This is a genomic window from Roseomonas haemaphysalidis, from assembly GCF_017355405.1.
Taxonomy (GTDB): domain Bacteria; phylum Pseudomonadota; class Alphaproteobacteria; order Acetobacterales; family Acetobacteraceae; genus Pseudoroseomonas; species Pseudoroseomonas haemaphysalidis.
Window position 1 is genome coordinate 2,245,589 of record NZ_CP061177.1, and the last position, 24,034, is coordinate 2,269,622.

The following is a 24,034-nucleotide window of genomic DNA, read 5'->3' on the forward strand; positions in this document are numbered from 1 at the left end:
CCGCTCCCACCAGGCGGGATCGAGAACAGCACAAAGAGAAGTTGGGGGTTTGGGGGGAATTCCTTCCCCCAACCTTGCTTACTTCAACTCCTGCTCCACCAACTGCGCCAGGTATCCCGCCCCCAGCGGCAATAGGTCGTCATTGAAGTCGTAGTGGATGTTGTGCACCGGGGTGCCGCCGCGCGTCTCGCCCTTCTGGCCGAACATCACATAGGCGCCGGGGCATTTCTCCAGCATGAAGGCGAAGTCCTCGCCGGCGGTGATGGGCGGCTCGTCGGGCAGCACGGCGTCCTCGCCCAGCACGGCGGCCACGGCCAGCGCAGCGCGCGCGGCTTCCTCCACCGTGTTGATGGTGGCGGGGTAGGCGCGGCGGTACTCGATCTCGGCGGTGGCGCCGAAGGCGGCGACGGTGTTCTCCACCACGCGGCGGAAGGCGGGCTCCATGGCGTCCCGCACCGCGGGCTTCAGGGTGCGGACGGAGCCGCGCAACTCCACCGCGTCCGGGATGACGATGTCGGACGTGCCGCCGTGGATCTGCCCGATGCTGATCACCGCCGTTTCCAGCGGGTCGATGCTGCGCGACACCACGGTCTGCAGCGCTGATACCACCTGCGCCGCCGCCACCACGCTGTCGATGCCCAGGTGCGGCTTGGCGCCGTGCGTGGTCACGCCGCGCACCACCACGCGGAAATAGTCGATGGCCGCCAGCATGGTGCCGGCGCGGACGGAAACCTGGCCGAGCGGCAGCCCTGGCTCGTTGTGCAGGCCGTAGACGGCGTCGCAGGGGAAGCGTTCGAACAGCCCGTCGTCGATCATCGCCTTGGCGCCGGCCAGTGATTCCTCGGCCGGCTGGAAGATCAGATGCACGGTGCCGGAGAAGTCGCGCGTTTCGGCCAGGTACTTGGCGGCGCCCAGCAGCATGGCGGTGTGGCCGTCATGGCCGCAGGCGTGCATGCGGCCCGGAATGGTGCTGGCATGCGGCAGGCCGGTGGCTTCCGTCATCGGCAGGGCATCCATGTCGGCGCGCAGCCCAATGGCTCGGTTGGCGCCCGGCGCGTCCCGCTTGCCGCGCAGCACGCCCACCACGCCGGTGCCGCCCAGGCCCTCATGCACCTCGATGCCCCAGCTGCGCAGCTTGTCGGCGACGATGGCGCTGGTGCGGTGTTCCTCGTAGCCGATCTCCGGATGCGCATGGAAGTCGCGGCGCCATGCCGTCATCTCGGGGGCCAGGGCGTCCAGCTGGTGGCGCAGGGTCATCGCGGCATCTCCTTGGTTCCGCGGAAAGTTTCCCGCCGCTTCACGAGGGCCGCAAGCCTTCGCACTTGCGTTATCGGGGCAGGGCGCCCATATCGGGGCCGCTGAACGAATTTCAGCCGAGTCTCTGGTCGCGTGAATGGTCCGTCTCCGTGGACCCATGGCCAGGACCCCGGGCGGCGCCCGGAACCTTTGCAATCCCGGTACGACCCATCCACGCGGGGCGTCCTGACCCGCAAGACCCGTGCGGCCGTCATGGCACGCCCGGGCGATGGATGTTGAACGATGACCGACTTCGCTTCCCTTGGCCTCGCCGAGCCGATCCTCCGCGCCCTGACGCAGGAAGGCTACACCACCCCGACCCCGATCCAGGCGCAGGCCATCCCGCATGTGCTGGCCGGCCGCGACCTGCTGGGCATCGCCCAGACGGGTACCGGCAAGACCGCCGCCTTTGCCCTGCCGATCCTGCACCATCTGGCCGACCGCAAGGCACCGGCGCCGCGCGGCGGCTGCCGCGTGCTGATCCTGTCGCCGACGCGGGAACTGGCCTCGCAGATCCACGACAACGTCAAGGCCTATGGCCGCTTTCTGGGCCTAACCACCGCCGTGGTGTTCGGTGGCGTCGGCGCCCGCCCGCAGATCCAGGCGCTGTCGCGCGGCGTGGACATCCTGGTGGCCACCCCCGGCCGCCTGCAGGACCATGTGCAGTCCGGCTACGCCAAGCTGCAGGGCGTCGAGGTGCTGGTGCTGGACGAGGCCGACCAGATGCTGGACCGCGGCTTCTGGCCGGCGGTGAAGCGTCTGTCCTCCGTGATGAGCAAGAACCGCCAGACCCTGTTCTTCTCCGCGACCATGCCGACCGAGATCGCGAAGCTGGCCGGCGAGATGCTGAAGGACCCCGCCAAGGTGTCCGTCACCCCCGTCGCCACCACCGCCGAGCGGGTTGAGCAGAAGCTGATCTACGTGGATGCCAGCCAGAAGCGCGTGCTGCTGTCCGAGATGCTGCGCACCCCCGGCATGGGCCGCGCGCTGGTCTTCGCCCGGACCAAGCACGGCGCCGACCGCGTGGCCAAGAACCTGAACGCCGACGGCATCAACGCCCACGCCATCCATGGTGACCGCAGCCAGGGCCAGCGCGAGCGTGCCTTGCAGGACTTCCGCACCGGCCGCGCCTCCATCCTGGTGGCGACCGACATCGCCAGCCGCGGCATCGACGTGGATGGCGTGACCCACGTCTTCCAGTTCGACCTGCCGGACACGCCGGAAGCCTATGTCCACCGCATCGGCCGTACCGCCCGGGCGGGCGCCAGCGGCGAGGCCATCACCTTCTGCGCGCCGGACGAGATCGTGAAGCTGCGCGCGGTGGAGAAGCTGATCGCCATGCAGATCCCCTCCGAGGACCGGCTGAGCGATGCCGGCCGGGCCGAGGCGGCGCGCGGCGTGCCCAAGAAGGCGCAGCAGCAGCGCGGCCGGGGTGGCCGCCCGGGCGGTGGCGGGCATGGCGCGCCGCGTGCCGCTGCCGGCGCGCCGCGCGGTGGCGAGCGTTCCAGCCGCAGCGCCCCGCCGCGCGGCGGCCGTGGCGGCGAGGGCGAGCGCAAGGACCGTTCGTGGCGCGAGGGCGACTTCCGCAACTCCTCGCGCTGACATCTCGCCGGTTTGACACGCAAGGCCGGGGGCGGCGACGCCCCCGGCCTTTTGCCGTTCAATCCGACGCCATGACCTTCACGTAGCTGCCGGGGGCGTCTTCCAGCGCCGGCAGGCCGCCCTGGCCAGGCTGGCGCGCCGGCACCTGGGTCTTGTCCAGAGCCGAAACCCAGCGGTGCCAGTCCGGCCACCAGGAGCCCGACAGTTCCATGGCGCCGGTGAACCATTCGTCGGGGGAGGCGGGCAGGCTGTCCGCCACCCAATGGCTGTACTTGCCGGATTCCGGCGGATTGGCCACGCCCGCGATGTGGCCGGACGCCGCCAGCACGAAGCGCACCGGCCCGGCGTAGAGCTGCGTCGCCCGGTAGGTGCTTTTCCAGGGCGCGATGTGGTCCTCGCGCGTCGACAGGATATAGGTCGGCAGCTTGATCTGGCGCAGGTCCAGCGGCGTGCCGCCCAGCGTCACGCCGCCGGGCTTCACCAGGTCGTTCTGCTGATACATGCGGCGCAGGTAGAAGCTGTGCATGGCCGCCGGCATGCGGGTGCTGTCGTCGTTCCAGTACAGCAGGTCGAACGGAAAGGGCTCCTGGCCCATCAGGTAGTTGGACACCACGAACGACCAGATCAGGTCGTTGGCGCGCAGCATGTTGAAGGTCGTGGCCATCTCGCCACCCTCCAGAAAGCCGCGCTTGCTCATGCGGTCCTCGATGGCCTTGAGCTGCTCCTCATCGATGAAGACGCCCAGCTCGCCCGCCTCCTCGAAATCCACCATGGTGGTGAAGAAGGTGGCGGACTTGATGCGGTTTTCCTTGCGCGCCGCCATGCGGGCCAGGGTGGCCGACAGCAGCGTGCCGCCCAGGCAATAGCCGATGGCGTTGACCGACTTCTCGCCCGTCGCCTGCTCGATCGCATCCAGCGCGGCGTAGGGGCCTTCCATCATGTAGTCCTCGAAGGACTTGGCGGCCAGGGCCTCGTCCGGGTTCACCCACGAGACGATGAAGACCGTGTGCCCCTGCGCCACCGCCCAGCGCACGAAGCTGTTCTTGGGCCGCAGGTCGAGGATGTAGAACTTGTTGATCCAGGGCGGGACGATCAGCAGCGGCCGCTTCAGCACCGTGTCTGTCGCCGGGCTGTACTGGATCAGCTGCATCAGGTCGTTCTGGAACACCACCTTGCCGGGCGAGACGGCGATGTTCTCGCCGATGCTGAACTTGCTGTCGTCCGTCATGCGGATCTTCAGCTTGCCCTTGCCGCGCTCCAGGTCCGACAAGAGGTTCTGCAGGCCGCGCAACAGGTTCTCGCCCCCCGTCTCGGCGGTCTTGCGCAGCACCTCCGGGTTGGTCATCAGGAAGTTGGACGGGCTCATCGCGTCCACGAACTGGCGCGTATAGAAATCGACCTTCTGCGCCGTCTTGGGCTCCAAGTCCTCCGCCGCGTGCACCACGCCGGTGAAGTAGCGGGCGGACAGCAGGTAGGACTGCTTGATGAAGTCGAAGACCTCGTTCTCGCGCCAGGCCTCGTCCTTGAAGCGCCGGTCCTTGCTGTCCTCGGCGATGACGGGGCTGACCTCCTCGCCCCACATGCGGCGGGCGGTGTTCTGCCACAGCGTCAGGTAATCCTGCCAGAAGCCGAGCTGCGCCTGTACCAGCCGCGCCGGGTTGGCCATCAGGCGGGTGGACATCTCCAGAAAGGCGCTGCCCATCTGCATGGGGTCGGGGCCGGGGCGGCCGCTTTCGGCGGCGTTCAGGCTTTGGCGGTTCAGGAAGTCCGTGACGATGCGGTGCCCGCGCTCCGCCACGTCCGCCATGGTGCGGCCCAGCGTGTCCGGGTCGGGCATCCGGAACGCCGGCTCGGCCGGCTTCGCGCCGCCCGGGGCCGGGCCCTTGCCCGGCTTGTCGCTGTCCTGCGCCATGGCGTCCTCCTGTGTTCCGCGCCTGCCGCGCTGTGCTGTTGGCCGCCCGCCGCCCGTGCCGCGAATGGCGGCGGGGGAGCATCGTCTCGCCCCGCGAAGCCCCGCCCTACTTTCGTTCGGACCGGATTTCAGGCTAACCCTCTGCCGCAGGTCGGGAGATGGTCCATGGGCCGGTTCGCGGGACAGGACTTCAGCATGATGGACGGTAGTGTGGGGCGCCCCCGGCAGCAAGACGGGCTGAAGCGCATGGCCGGGCTGTTGGGGCTGCTGCTGCCGCTGGCCGGCTGCGTCGGCACGCCGTCGGAAGGGCCGCTGGATTTCTTTCGCAATGCCTTTGGCGACCCGTTGCAGGGCCGCGCGGCGCCGCCGGGCCTGGACGCCACCGGCTACCCCAATCTGGCATCCGTCCCGGCCGCCCCGCCGCGCGGCGCCCCCTCGGCCCGCGAGGCGCTGAGCAGCGCGCTGGCCGACGCCCGGGCGCAGTCGCTGGCGCCCCGGCCTGCCGGCGTGCCGGTGCCGGCGCCACCCGTCGGCTCCGATGGCTCGGTGCCCGTGGCGCCGCCCGCGCCGCCGCGCCTGGCCGCGGCCCCGCGTATCGCCCCCGGCACCGCGCTGCCCATGACGCCGGCCGGCCGCGCCGGGCAGCCGGACGCCGTGCCCGCCGACCCTGGCGCCGCGCCCGCGCTGCCGCCGGCCGAGATGATGGGCGTGCCGCCGCCGCCACGCCTCTGACCGCCGCGCCCGGTTCCCCCCGGCGACGATCTGCTTTACCCGACCCTTTGAACGCTTATCTCCGGACCGCTGCGCCATGACCGAGGAATTCCACCGCATCCGCCGCCTGCCGCCCTATGTCTTCGCCGAGGTCAACCAGGCCAAGGCGAAGGCACGCGGGGCGGCCGAGGACATCGTGGACCTCGGCATGGGCAACCCGGACAGCCCGACGCCACCGCACATCGTCGCCAAGCTGATCGAGGCGGTGCAGAACCCGGACACGCATGGCTATTCCGCCAGCCGGGGCATTCCCGGCCTGCGGCGCGCCCTGGCGGGATACTACGCCCGCCGCTTCAACGTGGAGCTGGACCCCGAGACGGAGGTGGTCGCCACGCTCGGCTCCAAGGAAGGGCTGGCAAACCTGTCGGCCGCCATCTCCTCGCCGGGCGACACCATCCTGGTGCCGAACCCGTCCTACCCGATCCACCAGTTCGGCTTCATCATCGCCGGCGCTTCCGTCCGCTCCATCCCGCACACGCCGGACGAGGCGATGCTGGAAGCGCTGGACCGCGCCGTGCGCCATTCGGTGCCCAAGCCCACGGCGCTGATCGTCAACTTCCCGTCCAACCCCACCGGGCTGATGGCGGACCTCGACTTCTACCGCGAGCTGGTGGCCTTCGCGAAGAAGCACGAGATCTACATCCTCTCCGACCTCGCCTATGCCGAGCTGTATTACGGCGCCCGCGTGCCCCCCTCCATCCTGCAGGTGCCGGGGGCCAAGGACGTGGCGGTGGAGTTCACCTCCATGAGCAAGACCTACAACATGGCCGGCTGGCGCATGGGCTTCGCCGCTGGCAACCCCAAGCTGATCGCGGCGCTGACGCGGGTGAAGTCCTACCTGGACTACGGCGCCTTCACGCCCATCCAGGTCGCGTCCGTCGCCGCGCTGAACGGGCCGCAGGACTGCATCGACGACATGCGCCGCCTGTACCGCGAGCGGCGGGACGTGCTGGTGAAGGGCCTGAAGCAGGCCGGCTGGGACGTGCCGGTGCCGGAAGCCGGCATGTTCGTCTGGGCGGAGATCCCGGAGCGGTTCCGTGGCCTGGGCAGCGTCGAGTTTTCCAAGCTGCTGCTGGCGCGGGCCAAGGTGGCGGTCGCCCCCGGCCTCGGCTTCGGCGAGCATGGCGACACGCATGTGCGCATCGCCATGGTGGAGAACACCCAGCGCATCCGCCAGGCGCTGCGCGGCATCCGGGGCTTCCTGCAGGGGGACAACGCGGGCCCCGCCATGGAACCCACCGCCGAGGGAGCCAAGGCATGAGCCGGCCGCTGTCGGTCGGCGTCGCCGGGCTGGGCACGGTCGGCGCGGGGGTGCTGACGGTGCTGCGGCAGAACGCGGCGCTGATCGCCGCCCGCGCCGGGCGCCCCATCGCCGTCACCGCCGTGTCGGCGCGTGACCGCAGCCGCGATCGTGGCGTGAAGCTGGACGGGCTGCGCTGGTACGAGGACGCGGCCTCCATGGCCGCTGATCCCAATGTGGACGTGGTGGTGGAACTGGTCGGCGGCTCGGACGGCCCCGCCAAGGCGCTGGTCGAGGCCGCGCTGGCCGCCGGCAAGCCGGTGGTGACCGCGAACAAGGCGCTGCTCGCGCTGCACGGTGCCGCACTGGCCGAGCAAGCCGAGAAGGCCGGCGTGGCGCTGGCCTTCGAGGCGGCGGTGGCCGGCGGCATCCCCGCCATCAAGGGGCTGCGGGAAGGTCTGGCGGCCAACCGCATCAGCCGTGTCACCGGCATCCTGAACGGCACCTGCAACTACATCCTGACCTGCATGCGCGACCAGAAGCGCGAATTCGGCGACGTGCTGGCCGAGGCGCAGAAGCTGGGCTACGCCGAGGCCGATCCCTCCTTCGACATCGATGGCGTGGACGCGGCGCACAAGCTGGCCATCCTGGCCGCGCTGGCCTTCGGCCGCCCGGTGGATTTCTCCGCTGTGCATGTGGAGGGCATCCGACACGTCTCCGCGCTGGACATCCGGCTGGCGGAGGAGCTGGGCTACCGCATCAAGCTGCTGGGCATCGCCAGCGAGGTGGAGGGCGGCGTGTCCGCCCGCGTGCACCCCTGCATGGTGCCGGTGGCGCATCCCATCGCGGTGGTGGATGGCGTGTACAACGCCGTGGTGGCGGAAGGCGACTTTGTTGGCCGCGTGGTGCTGGAAGGGCGCGGCGCCGGCGCCGGGCCCACCGCCAGCGCCGTGGTGGCGGACCTGATCGACATCGCCCGCGGCCGCGCCACCCCTGTCTGGGGCGCCGCCGGCAACGCGCTGGCGCAAACGCCCGCCGTGCCCATGGCGCAGCACCACGGCGCTTATTACCTGCGGCTGATGGTGCTGGACCGCCCCGGCGTGCTGGCGGACGTGACCGGCGTGCTGCGCGACCACGGCATCAGCCTGGAAAGCATGATCCAGCGCGGCCGCGCCCCCGGCGAGGCGGTGCCCATCGTGCTGACCACCCACGACTGCCAGGAAGCCGCGATGCGCGGCGCGCTGGCGCGCATCGCCGCCCTGGAATCGGTGCTGGAGCCGCCTGCGCTGATCCGCATCGAAACCCTGACCACTGCCTGAACTGGACCCCGCCATGACCACGCGCGACCTGATCCCCGTCGATCGCAACCTTGCCCTGGAGCTCGTCCGCGTGACGGAGGCGGCGGCGCTCGCTTCCGCCCGCTGGATCGGCCGGGGTGACAAGAACGCCGCCGACGGCGCCGCCGTGGATGCCATGCGCAAGGCCTTCGACACGGTGGCCATCGAGGGCACCGTGGTGATCGGCGAGGGCGAGATGGACGAGGCGCCGATGCTCTACATCGGCGAGAAGATCGGCCTGGGCGGCCCCAAGGTGGATATCGCCGTGGACCCGCTGGAAGGCACCTCCATCTGCGCCTCCGGCGGCCCCGGTTCCATCGCCACGCTGGCGGTGGCCGAGCATGGCGGCTTTCTGCACGCGCCCGACATCTACATGGACAAGATCGCCGTGGGCCCCGGCCTGCCGGCGGGCGTGGTGGACCTGGACGCGGCGCCGGGCGAGAACCTGCGCGAGCTGGCGCGGGCCAAGAAGTGCGAGATCAACGACCTGGTGGTCTGCATCCTGGGCCGCGACCGGCACAAGGACATCATCCGCGCCTGCCGCGAGGCCGGCGCGCGCATCATGCTGATCCCGGACGGCGACGTGTCGGGGCTGATCGCGGTGTCGCAGCCGGAAGCGGGCGTGGACCTGTATCTCGGCTCCGGCGGCGCGCCGGAGGGCGTGCTGTCCGCCGCCGCGCTGCGCTGCATCGGCGGCCAGATGCAGGGCCGCCTGCTGTACGAAGATGACAGCCAGATCCAGCGCGCGCGGGACATGGGCATCACCGACCCGAACAAGAAGTTCGCGGTGGACGAGATGGCCAGGGGCGACGTGATGTTCGCCGCCACCGGCATCACCACCGGCCCGCTGCTGAAGGGCGTGCGCCGCAACGCCACCGCCGGCTACACCCATTCCATCATCATGCGCAGCAAGACCGGCACCGTCCGCTACATCGAGGCGCACCACAACTTCGCCCTGAAGCCGAGCGCCTTTGCCGGCTGACCTGATCACCGTCGACACGGCGGCGCCCGTCCTGGGCGTCGCCAGCAGCGCCACCGGCCGCCGCTGGATGTGGCGGGAATCCGACGCGCGCATCGGCCTGGCCATTGCCCAGCGGCTGGACCTGCCGGAACTGCTGGGAACGCTGCTGTCAGCGCGCGGCGTCGGCATCGAGCAGGCGCGCGACTTCCTGGAGCCGACGCTGCGGGCCCTGATGCCCGATCCTTCCACGCTGATCGACATGGATGCCGCCGCCGAGCGCCTCGCCCAGGCCATCCGCCAGGGTGAGCAGGTGGCGGTGTTCGGCGACTATGACGTGGATGGCGCCTGCTCCGCCGCGTTGACCACCCGCTTCCTGCGCGAGCTGGGCTGCCGCGTACGGCCCTACGTGCCGGACCGGCTGAAGGAAGGCTACGGCCCCAACCCGGCCGCCATCGCCGCGCTTTGCGCGGAAGGCGCGACGCTGATCGTCTGCGTCGATTGCGGCATCGCGGCCCATGCGGCGCTGGAAGCGGCCCGCGGGCTGGCGGACGTGGTGGTGCTGGACCACCACAAGGCCGAGGGCGCGGTGCCCGTCGTGGCCGCCGCCGTGAACCCCAACCGGCTGGATTGCGGCTCCGGCCTGCGCCACCTCTGCGCCGCCGCCGTGGCCTTCATGGCGGCCGTCGCCACCTTGCGGGTGCTGCGCGCGTCCGGTCATTTCGGGACCTCCCAGCCGCCGGACCTGCGCGGGCTGCTGGATCTGGTGGCGCTGGCCACCGTCTGCGACGTCATGCCGCTGACCGGTCTGAACCGTGCCTTCGTCACGCAGGGGCTGAAGGTCATGGCGCGGGGCGACCGCGCCGGCATCGCCGCCCTGCTGGAGGTGGCGCAGGCGCGCGACGCACCGTCCGCCTACACGCTCGGCTTTCTGCTCGGCCCGCGCATCAATGCCTCAGGCCGTATTGGCGAGCCGGACCTCGGCGTGCGGCTGCTCACCTGCGACGATCCGGTGGAAGCACGGATCATGGCCGAGCGCCTGGATTCGGTGAACCGCCGCCGCCAGGAGGTGGAGGCCGAGGTGCTGGGCAGCGCCTTTGCCGAGGCCGAGCGGCAGTCGGCGCTGGGCTTGCCGGTGCTGCTGATCGTGGGCGAGGGCTGGCATCCCGGCGTGGTCGGCATCGTCGCCGGCCGCGTGCGGGAACGCTTCAACCGCCCGGCTTGCGTCGCCGGGTTGCAGGACGGCTTCGCCAAGGGGTCGGGGCGGTCGGTGCCGGGCGTGGACCTGGGCGCCGCCATCATCGCCGCGCGGCAGGTGGGATTGCTGGAAACCGGCGGCGGGCATGCCATGGCGGCCGGCTTCTCTTTCCGGCCGGAACGGCAGGCGGAGGTGCAGGCCTTCCTCGTCGAACGCCTGTCCCATGCCGCCGACCTGCCGGGTGCCGCCGACCTGTTCCTGGACGCCAGCCTGATGGTGCCGGCGGCGACGGCCGGACTCGCCGAACAGATCGGGCGGCTCGGGCCGTTTGGCGCCGGCAACGACGAACCGGTCTTCGTGCTGCCGCGTGCCCGCATCTCCCGCGCTGACCGCTTGGGGCGGGAAGGCGGCACGGTGCGCGCCTTTGTACAGGGGGAGAGTGGGGGCCGGCTGAAGGCCGTATGCTTCCGCGCCAAGGCCGGCCCTTTGGCGGAGCTGTTGCTGAACAGCGGAGGCGCCCCCGTGCACCTCGCCGGCGCGTTGCGAGCAGAGCGCTGGAACGGCGAGGTTTCCGCCAGCCTGCACGTGCAGGACGCGGCACCGGCGGGATGATATTTCCGGTCTGGGAGGGGTAGACGCGCCGCCTATGCCACGCTAGTAACCGCCGCCCGCGCAAGCGCGTGGACATGGTTCTGTCCCCATCGTCTAGAGGCCTAGGACACCAGCCTTTCACGTTGGTAACACGGGTTCGAATCCCGTTGGGGATGCCATTCCAATAAGGCCCGAAGGCTTTCGCCTGTCGGGCCTTATTCGTGTCTGGAACAGGCCAAGCCACCGGAGCGCCGAGGCGCTCCGGCCGCTGTTCAGACCTTGGGCGGTACCACGATGGTCGGCGTCTGCAGGCCGGCGGGCCGCGGGTTGGCCGCCGGGGTTGTGGAGCTGGCGGGCTTCTCTCCCCCGCTGTCCGTATCCGCGGTCTGCACCGCGCCCTTCGCCACGTCGGCGAGATCGGTGCTGGCCTTGGTCGCCACGTCCGCGACGCGCGCTGCCGCCTGCTTCACGCCCTCGCCCAGGCTATGGGCGGAAAGCCCGTCCTTGTTGATGGTGTCGCGCGCATCTTCGTAGGCGCCGGCGAGCGCGTCCTTGGCCTGCTCGACATTGTCACTGACCGCGTCCTTGACCTGCGCGTACTGCTCTTGCGCGGTATCGCTGACCTGCTTGGTCACGGCGTCGCTTGCTTCGCCCATCAGCCGGTTCTCGGCTTCAGTGGAAGGCAGCAGGGCGCCCAGCGCGGCGCCGACGGCCAGGCCCAGCGCACCCACCAGCAGCGGCTGCTCGTGGCTCAGCTTGCCCCAACCTGCCTGGAACTTCGCACCGGCACGGTTGGCGCCCGCAGCGGTCGCGTCGTAGCCCTGCGACAGGGTATGCGTCGCGTCATGCGTTTGCCGCCGCGCCGCATCGTGCACGGACCCGGCGGTGGCGGAAGCCTGGCTGCCAAGCTGCGAGGCACCATCGGCCACCGAGGCCGCCGCCGAGCTGATGGCCGACCCGGCGCTGGACGCCGTATCGGCCACCGCGTCGGCGACGTTCCGCGCGGTCCCTGCCACCGCATCCGTGGCATTGCTCGCGGCACCCACCACGGCATCCCTTGCACTGGCCACAGCCGCGCCCGCGCGGTCCAGCAAGCCGGGCTCCTGCGCCGAGGATGCCGGGGCCGGCAGCGCCGGCACGCGGTAGTCGGGCTGCCGCGCGGTGGCTGGATAGGCCGGCCCGCGGTTCTGGTTGGACAGCAGCAGCCAGCCGATGCCGGCGCCGATCAGCACCACCGGCAGCGGGTTGTCGCGCACCGACGTGCCGAGGTTGCGGATGAATTCCGAACCGCCGGAACTGCGCGCGTAGTCCATCACCTGATCCATGATCTGGTTGGGGGACATGCTGCCGCGCAGCGCCTCGATGGTGTCGGACACGCGGGCGCGGGTGCGCTCCACATCGTTCTCGATCTCGGCGGCCGTGCGGCCACGCGGGTCTGTGGTTTCGCTCATCGCACGGCCTCCTTGGCCACGGTGGCGTCCTTGGACACCTGGTTGACGGTCCGCTCCGGGGTCAGGTTGGCGGCCTTCATCTTGGTCAATGCGCCCTGCAGCAGCAGGTAGCCGATCAGCGCCACGACGACGCCGACGATCAGCCCCGCCACCCAGGCCTGCAGCCCGAAGCTGACAAGAAGGGCGACCACGGCCTGCAGCAGGATGATCAGCGCACCCAGCAGTAAAGCCCCCGCCACGCCGATTGACGCGGCGGCGGTGCCGAGCTGGCTGACCTTCTCGCCCATCTCGGCGCGGGCCAGCTGCACCTCCTGCCGGACCAGCGAGGAAGACTGCTGGACCAGATCGCCCAGGAGGTCCGGCACGCTGCGCGGGTCAGCGGCCGTGGTTCGGTTGAGGTCGGACGGCATCAGTGCGTCCCCTCATCGATCGTCGGCATGCTGCCGGGCGTGGCGGTGCCGGGGCGGTGCGCCGCCGCGCCGCCGAGCGTCGCGGCGGACATCGTCAGCGGCCGCGCGTCCTGGCCCGGCGTGGAAGGCGCCCAGCCCGGCGCCTGGCCCGTCAGACCCGAAGGCTTGGCGGGGGAGGAGGGCGAGGCCGGGGAAGCGGCCGGCACGCCTGTCGCCGAGCTCTTGGCGAAGCGCGACACGGCGAAGCCCGCTAGCACCGCGGCGCCGAAGAACGCCGCCGGCTGGCGGCGGGCGAAGCCGGTCACCTCCTCGATCAGGCTGCCGACGCTGCGCTCGCGCAGCGAACCGGCGACCCCCTCGATGGAATCGGCCGCGCTGCGCACGTGCTTGGCGATTTCGGGCGATGTGGATTCGAGATCGTCCGCCACGCGGCGCACCGCGCCGGCAAAGCCCTCGGCCTTGTCGGCGCCGGCTTCCTTGCCCTGGTTGGCCAGGTCCTCCGCCTTGGTCTTGACGGCGTCCGCGACCTCGGCCCCCTTGTCCTGCACGGCGCCCAGCACATCGCTCGCCTCGGCCCGCAACTGATCGCCGGTTTCGCGTGCCTCGGTCGTGACGTCACGCTTCAGGGCGGCGGCATCCTCCTGCACGGCGGACAGTCCGTCTCTGCCGCGCCGGGATGGATCATCGAAATCCCGTGTTCCGTTGGTCGTGCTCATGCAGGCCTCCTGGGTGAGTGACGCGGCGACCCGGATGAGGACGATCGCTCGGCCCCGGATCAGGTCGTGCAGGCTCCATCGTGACAATCGTCCGCAGGAACGATGGTTTCGAACAACTCCCTTTGCTCTGCGCCATCCGTGCTGGCAGTGACCAAAGCCTATTTGACAGAACCGGCAGCACGGCTCAGTGCTGCATCCGCTCGCCTTCCGCATCCGCCGCCGGTGGCCCCGAAGCACCTCCGCCGCGAGATGCCACCCGGGCCGTGCCGGCGTGCATGCGGTGTCCACCGGCCACGCTCTTTGGGAACGACCCCGCATGACGCTGCCTCCGCCCGTGCCCGTCTGGAACGAGGAAGAGCGACTGGCCGTGCTGCGCCGGATGCGCCTGCTGGACACCCCGCCCGAACAGGCCTTCGACGATCTGGTGCGCATGGCGGCGGAACTGCTGGACATGCCGATCGCCGCCGTGCACCTGATCGACAGCGACCGGCAATGGGGCAAGTCCGAGATCGGCCTGGGCGTGCGGGACCTGTCGCGCGACATCGCCTTCTGCGCGCACACCATCCGCGAGCCGGGCGCGCTGATCGTGCCGGATGCCACGCTGGACCCGCGCTTCGCCGACAACCCGCTGGTCACCGGCGCGCCCGGCATCCGCTTCTATGCCGGCGAACCGCTGGATGTGGACGGCCACCGGCTGGGCGCCCTGTGCGTGATCGACACCAAGCCCCATGCGGGGCTGGATGAGCGCCAGCGCTTCGTGCTGAAGACCCTGGCGGCGCAGGTGGTCAGCCAGATCGCGTTGCGCGCGGCGGCGGCCGAGCGCCTGCGGGCCCAGGCACTGACGCGGCAGACCCTGAACAGCACCGGGCAGTTCGCCATCATCAGCCTGGATCTCGCCGGGTGCGTGACAGGCTGGAACCGGGGTGCCAGCAGCGTGCTGGGCTGGCCGGAAGCCGATATCCATGGCCGCTCCATCACCCAGATCTTCACGCCGGAGGATCTGGCGGTGGATGCGCCTGCGCAGGACATGGCCCGGGCGCTGGCCGTCGGGGAGGCCACCGGGTCCCGCTGGCTGCTCAGGCGGGACGGCACGCGCATCCGGGCCAATGGCGAGATGACGCCGCTGCGCGACGACGACGGCATCGCCATCGGCTTTGTGCTGGTGCTGCGCGATTCCACGCGGCAGCACCAGGCGGATGCGGCGCTTCTGGCGGTGAACGAGCGCTACCGCCTGGCCGCGCGCGCCACCAACGACGCGGTGTGGGACTGGGACCTGCGCGAGAACATCGTGCTGTGGAACGAGGCGATGGAGGAAGCCTATGGCTGGACGCCGGCCGACACCGGCGCCACCGGCGACTGGTGGATCGACAACATCCACCCCGAGGACCGCGATGCGGTGGACCACAGCATCCATGCCGTGATCGACGGCAGCGGCACGGGATGGACGGGCGAGTACCGTTTCCGGCGGGCCGACGGCAGCTACGCCGATGTGCTCGACCGCGGCTTCGTGATCCGCGACGCCGCCGGGCAGGCGGTGCGGATGATCGGCGCGATGCTCGACCTCAGCGAGCGCAAGCGGGCCGAGGCGCGGCTGCGGGAGATGAACGACACGCTGGAACAGCGGGTCGAGGAACGGACCCGGAGCCTGCGCGAAGCCGAGGAAACGCTGCGGCAAAGCCAGAAGATGGAAGCCGTGGGGCAACTGACCGGCGGGCTGGCGCACGACTTCAACAACCTTCTGGCCGGCATCTCGGGCAGCCTGGAGCTGGTGGAGTCACGGCTGGCGCAGGGCCGCACCCAGGGGGTCGATGCGTTTCTCGGCACCGCCAAGAATGCGGTGAAGCGGGCGGCGGCGCTGACCCATCGGCTGCTGGCCTTTTCCCGCCGGCAAACGCTGGACCCCCGGCCCACCGACGTGAACCGCCTGGTGGCGGACATGGAGGAACTGGTGCGGCGCACGGTCAACCGTTCCATCGCGCTGGAAGTGCTGCCCACGGCGCCGCTGTGGAACACGCTGGTGGACCCGAACCAGCTGGAAAACGCCCTGTTGAACCTGTGCATCAACGGGCGGGATGCCATGCCGGATGGCGGCCGCCTGCGGATCGCGACCGCCAATGCGGCGCTGCACGGCGCGGCGGCCACCGCGCTCAACCTGGCGGATGGCGACTACGTGATGCTCAGCGTCGAGGATACCGGCAGCGGCATGACCGCCGACGTCGCGGCCAAGGCCTTCGACCCGTTCTTCACGACCAAGCCGCTGGGGCAGGGGACGGGCCTTGGCCTGTCGATGATCTATGGCTTCGTACGTCAGTCGGGCGGCGCCGCCGAGATCGACACCGCACCCGGGCGCGGCACCACGGTGCGGTTGTTTCTGCCGCGGGCCCAGGGCATCGCCGAGCCGCTGATGCCATCTCCCGCTGCCCGCAGCCCGGCTGCCGCCGCGGCGGTGGAGACCGTGCTCGTGGTGGACGACGAACCGACTGTGCGGATGGTGGTCGCCGAGGTGCTGACCGACTTGGGCTACACGGCGATCGAGGCTGCGGACGCGGAGGCGGGCTTGTCCCTGCTGCGGTCCAACGCGCGGATCGACCTGCTGGTGTCCGACGTCGGGCTGCCCGGGGACATGAACGGGCGCGAAATGGCCGAGTTGGCCCGTGAACACCGGGCCGACCTGAAGGTACTGTTTATCACCGGCTTCGCCGAAACCGGTATCCTCAGTCCGGACCGCCTGCAGGCCGGCATGCAGGTGATGTCGAAGCCCTTCGCCATTGAAGAACTGGCGGCCCGCATCCGGTCGTTGATCGGGTAGGGGCGGCCGGCCTCCTACATCTGCATGGGCGTGCCGCCCGCGGGGTCGCCGATCGGCGGCAGATCCTCGCCGGGGATCGGCTCTTCCGGCCCGGGCGGGTCCTGGATCGGCGGCTCGGGCGGCTCCGGCATCGGTGGCGGGTTGGTCGGTGGCATCGGCATTGGCGGATCGTCCGGCGAGATCGGTGCCTGCGCGTGCGGGGTCATGGCGACGTCCTTGCTGGATACCCGGGTTCAATGCGCCATGGCGCGACACGGTTTCGGGTCGCGGACGATCGTCAGGCCCCGCCACCAGGGCCAAGCAACACGCAGGCGTGATGTTGCAGTGCGGCGCGATGTGTCAGAGCCTAGAACCCTGTAGCATCAGCAAAAAATCTTTCTCTGCAATGGTTTGTCACGTGCTTTTCACGTTAAAAGTCATGCTCGCATCCTGTTTGCGCCTGAACGCACGCAACAGGTGCGGCAGCACGGCATTACCCGACAACAGCAAAATCAGGGGAACCGCCGCCGCATCGCCGAAAGGGAGGCTTTTTGGAAAACGCTGCCATTGCCGCGAGGCGGGTTGTCGCTTCGATCGACTGGCTGCCGAACTGGACAGTCAGCCTCCTGGTGCTTGTCGCCGGCGTGTTGCTGGCGCTCGGCGCGCATCGGGTCCTGTTTCGGGCCGCCACCCGGCTTGTCGCTCCGCGGGATTTGTTCTGGCGCTCCCTCGTTCAGCGCACGGAAGGTCCGATCCGCTTCTCGCTGATCATCTTCGCGCTGGGCTTCGGGGCATCCGTCGCGCCCCTCACGCCGACCGAGGGCGACGCGATCCGCCATCTGCTGCTGGTCTGCTTTATCGGGCTGGTGGGCTGGGTGGCGCGCACGGTGTTGCACATCTGGACCACCATCTACCTGCGGCGGTTCAAGCTGGATTCCGAGGACAACCTCCTCGCCCGCAAGCACACCACCCAGTCGCGCATTCTGCAGCGCGTGGCGGCGATCCTGATCGTCGTGATCACGGTTGCCGCCGGGCTGATGACCTTCGATGGAGTCAGGCAATACGGCGTGTCGCTGCTGGCGTCCGCCGGTGCCGCCGGCATCGTGCTGGGCTTGGCACTTCAGCCGCTGCTGAAGAACCTGGTCGCCGGCATCCAGCTCGCCGTCACCCAGCCGATCCGTCTGGAAGACGCGGTGATCGTGGAAGGCGAATGGGGCAACGTGGAGGAGATCAACTCCACTTATGTCGTGGTGCGCCTGTGGGACTGGCGGCGGATGATCCTGCCGCTCAGCTACTTTATCGAGCACCCGTTCCAGAACTGGACGCGCGAGGGTGCCAGCCTGATCGGTACCGCCTTCCTGCATGTCGACTACACCGCCCCGGTGGCCACCATGCGCCGCCGGTTGCAGGAAATCGCCGAGGCCTCGCCGATCTGGGACCGCCGCGTGGTCAACATGCAGGTGACGGAGCTGACGCCGCAAACCATGCAGATCCGCATGCTGGTCAGCGCCAGCAACGCAGGCCGCGCCTTCGACCTGCGTTGCGAGGTGCGTGAGAAGATGATCGCCTTTCTGCAGGCCGAGTACCCGCATGCCCTGCCACGCGGCCGCGCCGAAGTGGATGCCGGCCCCGGGCCGGCGGATAGCCCCAAGGCGCGCCGCGTCGCCGCCGCCGAGGGTGCTTTCTGAACTGCACCTCTGGCACGCGCCGCCGCCGGGCATCCAAGCCCGGCGGCGGCTGTGCTAGGACATCGCCACCTGATTGTTTCACTTGCCTGAGGATGCTCCGTGCCCGGTCACGCCCGCCTTCGCTGTCTACACCGTGTCCTGCTGTTGCTCGTGCTGCTGCTGCCAGCCGCCGCCCTCGCGCAGGGAGTAGCCACCGCGCCGGCCCCGGCCGCCGGCGCGGCGCCGGCCGCCCGGGCGCAGGACCCCGTGGCGGCGCTGGACGGCATCCTGGCAACGCTGAAGAACGACAACAGCCGGGCCGCGTTCGTGGCGGAGCTGGAGCAGTTGCGGAGCAGCCTGGCGCAGCGCGCGGCCGCACCCGCCGCGCCGGCTGCGCCTGCCACGCCAGCGCCCGCCACGGCGCCAGCCCCGGCCACGGCACCTGCTGCCACGGCACCCGCTGCCACGTCGCCGGCAGGCGGCGCTGCCGCACCGGCCACCCAGCCCGAAGAGGTGCCGCCCGAGGCCGGGCTGCTGGGCGCCGTCGCCGTGGGCCTGACCGACATCGGTGAAACGGTGCGCGAGCAGCTGACCAGCGGCAGCATCACCGGCCGCATCGCCGCTGCCGCCACCCAGGCGGAAAGCCGGCTGGTGACGGCGGTGACCAGCGGCAACGCGGTGGGGTTCCTTCTCTGGGCCGGCGCTGGCTGGGCCCTGGCCGCGGTTCTGCTGTACGGGCTCAGGATGCTGCCCTGGTTGCGGCCGCTGCCCCCCGGCACCCGCTTTCAGCCGGAACGCCGTGGCCATCTGTGGCGCAACGCCGGGCTGGATGCCGCGCGCCGCTTGGCACCATGGATCCCGGCCGTCGCCGTCGTACTGGCCTGGCCCGCCGTGTTGCCGCGTTCCGGCGACAGCGCCCGGTTGTTCCTGGCCGTGGCCTTGCCGTTTCTGGTCGGCAGCCTGGCGATCCGCCTGGGCGGGCCGCTGCTGTTTCTGCTGGGTCCGCTGCGCGGCTGGCGCATCGTCGCCTATGCCGAGCGGCGCATCCTGCCCTGGCTGGGCGCGCTGGCCGCCCTGTCCGTGGCCAGCACCATGCTCCGCGCCCCGGAGCTGCGCTGGACCCTGGGCTGGGATGTCGCGGCGGTGCTGACCTTTATCGTGGACACCGCGCTGGGCATCGTCGCCATCATCTTCATCCTGAACCGCCGCCGCGGCGTGCAGCGCCTGCTGAGCGACACGCGCGGAGAGCAGGCGCGGGACGGCAAGCTGCACAAGGTGCTGGGTGCCCGGCTGGCCGCCAACTGGCACCTGTTGGGCCTGCTGATCGTGGTGGGGCACCTGATCTCCCGGCTGTTCGGGGTCGGCGGCGGCTCGTTCATCGGGCGGGCGATGATCACCGTCGCGGCCATCGCGGTGATCGCGGCGCTGACCTTCGCGATGTCCGGCGGCTTGGCCAAGCTGGCGTCGCACATGAACAACGGCCGGGGCGGCCTGGCCCGCCGGCTGACATGGCGGTACCTCGAAACGGCCCGGCAGCTGCTGCGCATCGTGGCCGGCGTCGTGATCCTGATCGTCGCCCTGCGCATCTGGAATTTCGATGCCGTCACCTGGTTCAGCGCCGGCGTCGGGCTGGCCATCGCGCGGCCGATCATCTCCATCGCCAGCGTGCTGCTGATCGGCTGGATCAGCTGGGCGACGCTGGACACCATCGTCGACTTCGCCCTGCTGCCGAAGGATCATTCGGGCCGGGCGCGGGATCATTCCAACCGGGCGCGCACCCTGCTGCCACTGCTGCGCAACTTCGCCTTCGTGGTGCTGGTGGTGCTGACCATCATCGCGGTGCTGAGCAACCTCGGCGTCAACGTCACGGTGTTGCTGGGCTCGGTTTCCATCCTCGGCGTCGCCATCGGCTTCGGGTCGCAGCAGCTGGTGCAGGATGTCATCACCGGCCTGTTCATGCTGTTCGAGGACACCATCGCGGTGGGCGACACGATCGACACCGGCGACCGCAACGGCACGGTGGAAAGCCTGACCATCCGCACCGTGCGCATCCGCGACGGCGACGGCGCGCTGCACACCATCCCCTTCAGCCAGATCAAGGCGCTGAAGAACCGCTCGCGCGGCCTGGGCGTCTACACGGTCAAGGTGGTGGTGGGCTACGACGCTAACCTGGACCGCGTGATGGAAGTGATGAAGGAGATCGGGCAGGGGCTGCGGGACGACCCGGCCTATTCGTCCGACATGCTCACCGGGCTGGAGATCTGGGGCGTCGACCAGTTCACGCCGGACGGCATCACCATCATGGGCGGGTTGAAGACCCGCGCCCTGAAGCAATGGGGCGTCGGCCGGGCCTTCAACCTCCGCCTGAAGCGGCGCTTCGACGAGGAAGGCATTCCGCTCACCCCGCCGCGCTCCTCCGTCATGGTGCTGCCGCCCCATGCGCAAAAAGAACTGGAAGCCGACATCGGCGCCTGACGATCCACGGCGGCGGCGCCCGTCACGGGCGCCGCCGCCGGGGCGTCACTCCGGCTTGATGTTGCGCTTGCGGATCAGCGCGCCCCAGCGCGCTCGCTCCTGTTCGGCGTAGGGGGCGAACTCCTCCGGCGTGCCGCCCACCACGTCGATGGACAGCGGTGCCAGCTTCTCCCGCACCTCGCCCGACAGCATCACGGCGCGGGACGCCTCGGCCAGCTTGCGGATCACGGGCTCCGGCGTGCCTGCGGGCGCGAACAGGCCGAAGTCGGTGGAAGCGCGGTAGCCGGGCAGGCCGCTTTCGGCCACCGTCGGCACGTCGGGCGCTTCCTTGCTGCGCTCGGCGCTGGTGACCGCCAGCGCCCGCAGCTCGCCGGAGCGGAGATACGGCACGGCGGTGACGGAATCGACGAAGGACAGCACCACCTCCTTGCCCAGCACCGCCTGCACGCCCTGCGCCCCGCTGCGATACGGCGCGTGAAGCATCTCCGCCCCCGCCATGTCCAGCATCAGCTCCACGCCCAGGTGGTTGGCGACGCCCGAGCCGGCCGAGGCGTAGCTGATGCCGCCCGGCTTCTGCTTGGCCGCCGAGATCAGGTCTTGCAGCGTGCGGAAGGGCGCGCCGGGGGCCACGCAGATGAACATCGCGTTGGTCGCCAGCATGCCTACGGGCGCGAAGGCCTTGTCGTTGTCGTAAGGCAGCTTCTCGAACATGAAGGGCGCCATGGCGAAGGTGCCGTTCGGCACCACGCCGAGGGTGTAGCCATCCGGCCGCGCGCGGGCGAGAAAGGACATGCCCACGGTGCCGCTGGCGCCCGCGCGGTTGTCCACCACGAACTGCTGCCCGAACCGGGCGGACAGGGTCTGCGCCAGCAGCCGCGCCACAAAGTCGGTGGAGCCGCCGGGGGCGAAGGGCACCATCACCGCCACGGGGCGGCTCGGGTAGCTGTCCTGCGCCCGGGCGCGGGATGCCGGCAGAGCCGCCAGGGCAAGGCCTGTGGCGAGGGCGTGGCGTCGGGTGATGGGCATGGCTGTTTCTTCCCTGAAGCGGCGACTCGTGCGGGCGCCCTGCAGCGGTTTATGGACGAGCGGCATGGCCCGTTCCATACCGTTCGGCAACGAACCGGGGAGCGCCGCGTCCATGCTGCATGAGCCCACCATCATCCTGCGCGCCGCCGGCGCCTGGATCGGCGACGGACGCGTGGTGGCGCCGGCGGAGCTGCATGTCGCCGGCGGCTGCCTGCGCTGGATCGGCCATCCCGGTGGCGGGCCGCCGCCCGAAGGGGCGGTGGTGCGGGAGCTGGGCTGCCAATGGCTGTTGCCGGGCCTGATCGACGCGCATCTGCACCTGTGGGGCCTCGACCTGTCCGACCCGGCGGCGTTGTGGAACTGGCCGATGGCGTATCGCGCCACGCGCGCCGCCGCGGATCTGCAGCGGATGCTGCGGCAGGGCATCACGGCCGTGCGGTGCCTGGGCGGGCCGCTGGGGCCGTCCCTCGCGCGCGCCGTGCGGGAAGGGTTGATCGAGGGGCCACATGTTGTCGCGGCCGGGGAGTTCATCTGTGCCCGCGCCGGCACCTGGGACGCGGTGTCCTTTCCGCAAAGCTGGGTGGAAGGGCTTGGCATGTACGCGGACGGCGCGGACGCCTGCCGGCAGCGGGTGCGCGAGCGCATCCGCCAGGGTGCGGACTTCATCAAGGTCGGCGGCTCGGTGGGCGAGCATACCGATCTGCTGCGCCCCTGGGGCGACGACCCCGCGCATCTGCGGCTTGCCTACAGCGACGGCGAGATGGCGGTGCTGGTGGAGGAAGCGCACCGCAACGGGTTGCGGGTCGCCAGCCACGCGATCGGCGAGGCCGCCGTGCGGCAGGCGCTGGATTGCGGCGTGGACAGCATCGAGCACGGTCACGGCATCGGCGACGAAACGGCGCGGCGGCTGGCGGGCGAGGGGCGAATGCTGGTGCCCACCCTGTCGCTGCCGGTACTGCGGCTGGCACATCCCGACCCGGCGGTGGCGGCCGGCTGGCAACGGCACCGCGAGGCGCAGCGGCGGTCCTTGCAGCACGCGCTGCGGCACGGCGTGCGCATGGCCGCCGGCACCGACTTCGTGGGTCCTCCCGGCTCGCCGCTCGGGGCCAATGCGATGGAGCTGGAGCAGCTGGTCGATGCTGGCCTGACGGTGGAGCAGGCGCTGCTCGCCGGCACCGCCACGGCGGCCGAGGCGCTGGGAATGCAGGACCGCATTGGCCGGCTAGCGGTGGGCCTGCAGGCCGATGTGGTGGCGGTGCCGGGCGACCCGCGGGCGGACATCGGGCTGGTGCGCCGCGTCGGCTTCGTGATGAAGGGTGGGCGGGTGGTGCTGGGCTAGCGCGCCGCCAGCCAGGCCACGGCCCCCAGCCCGGCGGCACGGCCGGTGGCCATGCAGGCTTGCAGCAGGTAGCCGCCGGTCGGTGCTTCCCAGTCCAGCATCTCGCCGGCGGCGAACAGCCCGGGGCGGGCGCGCAGCATGAAGTTTCCGTCCAGCTCTGCCAGCGTGATGCCGCCGGCCGAGGAGATGGCGCGGTCCAGCCCCTGCGGCGCCAGCAGCCGCAGCGGCACGGCCTTGACCAGCTCGGCCAGGGCTGTCCCGGCGGCGCCATTGTGCAGCGCCTCCTGCACCAGCCCGATGGCGACCGGCGGCAGCCCCGCCGCCTTGCGCAGAAACGTGGACAGCGACTGCCCGCGGCGTGGCGCATCCAGCCGCGACGCCAGATCACCCAGGCCGAGGTCGGGGCGTAGGTCCAGCAGCAGCGTGGCGTCGCCATCCCTCGCGATGGCGTCTCGCAACAGGGCGGACAAGGCATAGACGGCGCCGCCCTCGATGCCCTGGGCGGTGACCACCGCCTCGCCCCGCACGCTACGCTCGCCGAAGCGCAGCGCGATGCGCTTCAGCGGCGTGCCCTGGAACCTGTCCCGGAACACCGCCGACCAGCCGATGCGGAAGCCCATGTTGGCGGGGCGGAACGGCGTCACCTCGACGCCCGGCAACTGCCCGGCCCATGCGCCATCCGACCCCAGGCGCGGCCAGGATGCGCCGCCCATCGCCAGCACCGTGGCGGCGGGGCGGATCGTCTTCTCACCCTGCGGCGTGTCCAGTCGCAGCGCGCCATCGGGCGTGAAGCCCCGCCACTCATGGCGCGGCAATACCTGCACGCCCAGCCCGTCCAGCCGTGCCAGCCAGGCCCGCAGCAACGGCGAGGCCTTCAGCGCGCGTGGAAAGATGCGCCCGGAACTGCCCGTGAAGGTGTCCTGCCCCAGCGCCGAGGCCCAGGCGACCAGCGCTTCCGGCGAAAATGCGCGAATGGCGGGGGCCAGCACCGCTTCGGCACCGGCGTATCGCGGCAGAAAGGCGTCCAACGGTTCCGAATGGGTCAGGTTCAGCCCGCCGCGCCCGGCCATCAGCAGCTTGCGCGCGGGCGAGGGCATGCGGTCGAACACCCGCACGGCATGGCCGGCGGCGGCCAGGGTTTCGGCGGCCATCAGCCCGGCGGGGCCGGCGCCGAGCACGGCGGCGAAGGGGGGTTCTGCTTGCACGCCGTGCTTATGGCCCGGATCGGGACGGAGTGGAATTTCGCCCATGCATGGC

General features: G+C 70.7%; 18 protein-coding genes and 1 tRNA gene. 11 read left to right on the top strand and 8 right to left on the bottom strand.

The features are described from left to right. Positions 1-78: 78 nt before the first annotated feature. The gene (locus IAI59_RS10435; RefSeq protein ID WP_207416481.1) at positions 79-1,257 is read right to left on the bottom strand and encodes a M20 aminoacylase family protein; all 1,179 of its coding nucleotides are present in this window, start codon (positions 1,255-1,257) and stop codon (positions 79-81) included. Positions 1,258-1,539: 282 nt separating this feature from the next. Between IAI59_RS10435 and IAI59_RS10440 the strand changes: the two genes are divergently transcribed. Beyond that, positions 1,540-2,898: a DEAD/DEAH box helicase gene (locus IAI59_RS10440; RefSeq protein WP_207416482.1), complete on the top strand. Its 1,359-nt coding sequence runs from the start codon at positions 1,540-1,542 to the stop codon at positions 2,896-2,898. A 58-nt stretch (positions 2,899-2,956) separates the two neighbouring features. On the opposite strand, the gene phaC is transcribed toward IAI59_RS10440, so the two are convergent. Continuing rightward, complete coding sequence (gene phaC, locus IAI59_RS10445; RefSeq protein ID WP_207416484.1) at positions 2,957-4,810, bottom strand: class I poly(R)-hydroxyalkanoic acid synthase; 1,854 nt, start codon at positions 4,808-4,810, stop codon at positions 2,957-2,959. Positions 4,811-5,005: 195 nt separating this feature from the next. Between phaC and IAI59_RS10450 the strand changes: the two genes are divergently transcribed. From IAI59_RS10450 to IAI59_RS10475, 6 genes are all read left to right on the top strand, one after another. After that, positions 5,006-5,542: a hypothetical protein gene (locus tag IAI59_RS10450; protein WP_207416487.1), complete on the top strand. Its 537-nt coding sequence runs from the start codon at positions 5,006-5,008 to the stop codon at positions 5,540-5,542. Between the two features lie 76 nt (positions 5,543-5,618). Then, complete coding sequence (locus tag IAI59_RS10455; protein WP_207416489.1) at positions 5,619-6,842, top strand: LL-diaminopimelate aminotransferase; 1,224 nt, start codon at positions 5,619-5,621, stop codon at positions 6,840-6,842. Beyond that, positions 6,839-8,140 (top strand): homoserine dehydrogenase, encoded by a 1,302-nt coding sequence (locus IAI59_RS10460; RefSeq protein WP_207416492.1) that lies wholly within the window; start codon positions 6,839-6,841, stop codon positions 8,138-8,140. The genes IAI59_RS10455 and IAI59_RS10460 overlap by 4 nt, the downstream gene beginning before the upstream one ends. Positions 8,141-8,153: 13 nt before the next feature. After that, positions 8,154-9,140: a class II fructose-bisphosphatase gene (gene glpX, locus IAI59_RS10465; RefSeq protein ID WP_207416494.1), complete on the top strand. Its 987-nt coding sequence runs from the start codon at positions 8,154-8,156 to the stop codon at positions 9,138-9,140. Between the two features lie 67 nt (positions 9,141-9,207). Beyond that, positions 9,208-10,926 (top strand): single-stranded-DNA-specific exonuclease RecJ, encoded by a 1,719-nt coding sequence (gene recJ / locus IAI59_RS10470; RefSeq protein ID WP_207416609.1) that lies wholly within the window; start codon positions 9,208-9,210, stop codon positions 10,924-10,926. A gap of 82 nt (positions 10,927-11,008) precedes the next feature. Next, positions 11,009-11,084: transfer RNA gene (locus tag IAI59_RS10475), tRNA-Glu, on the top strand. Between the two features lie 93 nt (positions 11,085-11,177). Here the strand turns inward: IAI59_RS10475 and IAI59_RS10480 are convergent. The 3 genes from IAI59_RS10480 to IAI59_RS10490 are packed head-to-tail and all read right to left on the bottom strand — an operon-like array spanning position 11,178 to position 13,482. Continuing rightward, positions 11,178-12,356, bottom strand: a complete 1,179-nt coding sequence (locus IAI59_RS10480) for a DUF3618 domain-containing protein (RefSeq protein WP_207416496.1) — start codon at positions 12,354-12,356, stop codon at positions 11,178-11,180. Continuing rightward, the gene (locus tag IAI59_RS10485) at positions 12,353-12,766 is read right to left on the bottom strand and encodes a phage holin family protein (protein ID WP_207416497.1); all 414 of its coding nucleotides are present in this window, start codon (positions 12,764-12,766) and stop codon (positions 12,353-12,355) included. Before IAI59_RS10485 ends, IAI59_RS10480 begins: the two co-directional genes overlap by 4 nt. Beyond that, a complete protein-coding gene (locus IAI59_RS10490) occupies positions 12,766-13,482 on the bottom strand; it encodes a hypothetical protein (RefSeq protein WP_207416498.1) in 717 nt (238 codons plus the stop codon). Before IAI59_RS10490 ends, IAI59_RS10485 begins: the two co-directional genes overlap by 1 nt. Positions 13,483-13,798: 316 nt before the next feature. Here IAI59_RS10490 and IAI59_RS10495 point away from each other — a divergent pair, with 316 nt between their 5' ends. Then, entirely contained in the window at positions 13,799-16,291 is a 2,493-nt protein-coding gene (locus IAI59_RS10495) for a PAS domain S-box protein (RefSeq protein WP_207416499.1), read from the top strand. Positions 16,292-16,305: 14 nt separating this feature from the next. Here the strand turns inward: IAI59_RS10495 and IAI59_RS10500 are convergent, their stop codons facing one another. After that, positions 16,306-16,497, bottom strand: coding sequence for a hypothetical protein (locus tag IAI59_RS10500; protein WP_207416500.1), 192 nt, complete (start codon positions 16,495-16,497; stop codon positions 16,306-16,308). A 324-nt stretch (positions 16,498-16,821) separates the two neighbouring features. On the opposite strand from IAI59_RS10500, the gene IAI59_RS10505 reads away from it, so the two are divergent. Both IAI59_RS10505 and IAI59_RS10510 read left to right on the top strand, forming a co-directional pair. After that, on the top strand, positions 16,822-17,958 hold the full coding sequence (locus IAI59_RS10505; RefSeq protein WP_207416501.1) for a mechanosensitive ion channel family protein: 1,137 nt from the start codon (positions 16,822-16,824) through the stop codon (positions 17,956-17,958). Positions 17,959-18,108: 150 nt separating this feature from the next. Continuing rightward, positions 18,109-20,412, top strand: a complete 2,304-nt coding sequence (locus tag IAI59_RS10510; RefSeq protein ID WP_207443785.1) for a mechanosensitive ion channel family protein — start codon at positions 18,109-18,111, stop codon at positions 20,410-20,412. 45 nt (positions 20,413-20,457) lie between these two features. Here the strand turns inward: IAI59_RS10510 and IAI59_RS10515 are convergent, their stop codons facing one another. Beyond that, a complete protein-coding gene (locus IAI59_RS10515; RefSeq protein ID WP_207416505.1) occupies positions 20,458-21,438 on the bottom strand; it encodes a Bug family tripartite tricarboxylate transporter substrate binding protein in 981 nt (326 codons plus the stop codon). 112 nt (positions 21,439-21,550) lie between these two features. Here IAI59_RS10515 and IAI59_RS10520 point away from each other — a divergent pair, with 112 nt between their 5' ends. Continuing rightward, positions 21,551-22,777: a metal-dependent hydrolase family protein gene (locus tag IAI59_RS10520; protein ID WP_207416507.1), complete on the top strand. Its 1,227-nt coding sequence runs from the start codon at positions 21,551-21,553 to the stop codon at positions 22,775-22,777. Here the strand turns inward: IAI59_RS10520 and IAI59_RS10525 are convergent. Further along, a complete protein-coding gene (locus IAI59_RS10525; protein WP_207416510.1) occupies positions 22,774-24,027 on the bottom strand; it encodes a BaiN/RdsA family NAD(P)/FAD-dependent oxidoreductase in 1,254 nt (417 codons plus the stop codon). The two genes, IAI59_RS10520 and IAI59_RS10525, sit on opposite strands and share 4 nt — an antisense overlap. Between the last annotated feature and the right edge of the window lie 7 nt (positions 24,028-24,034).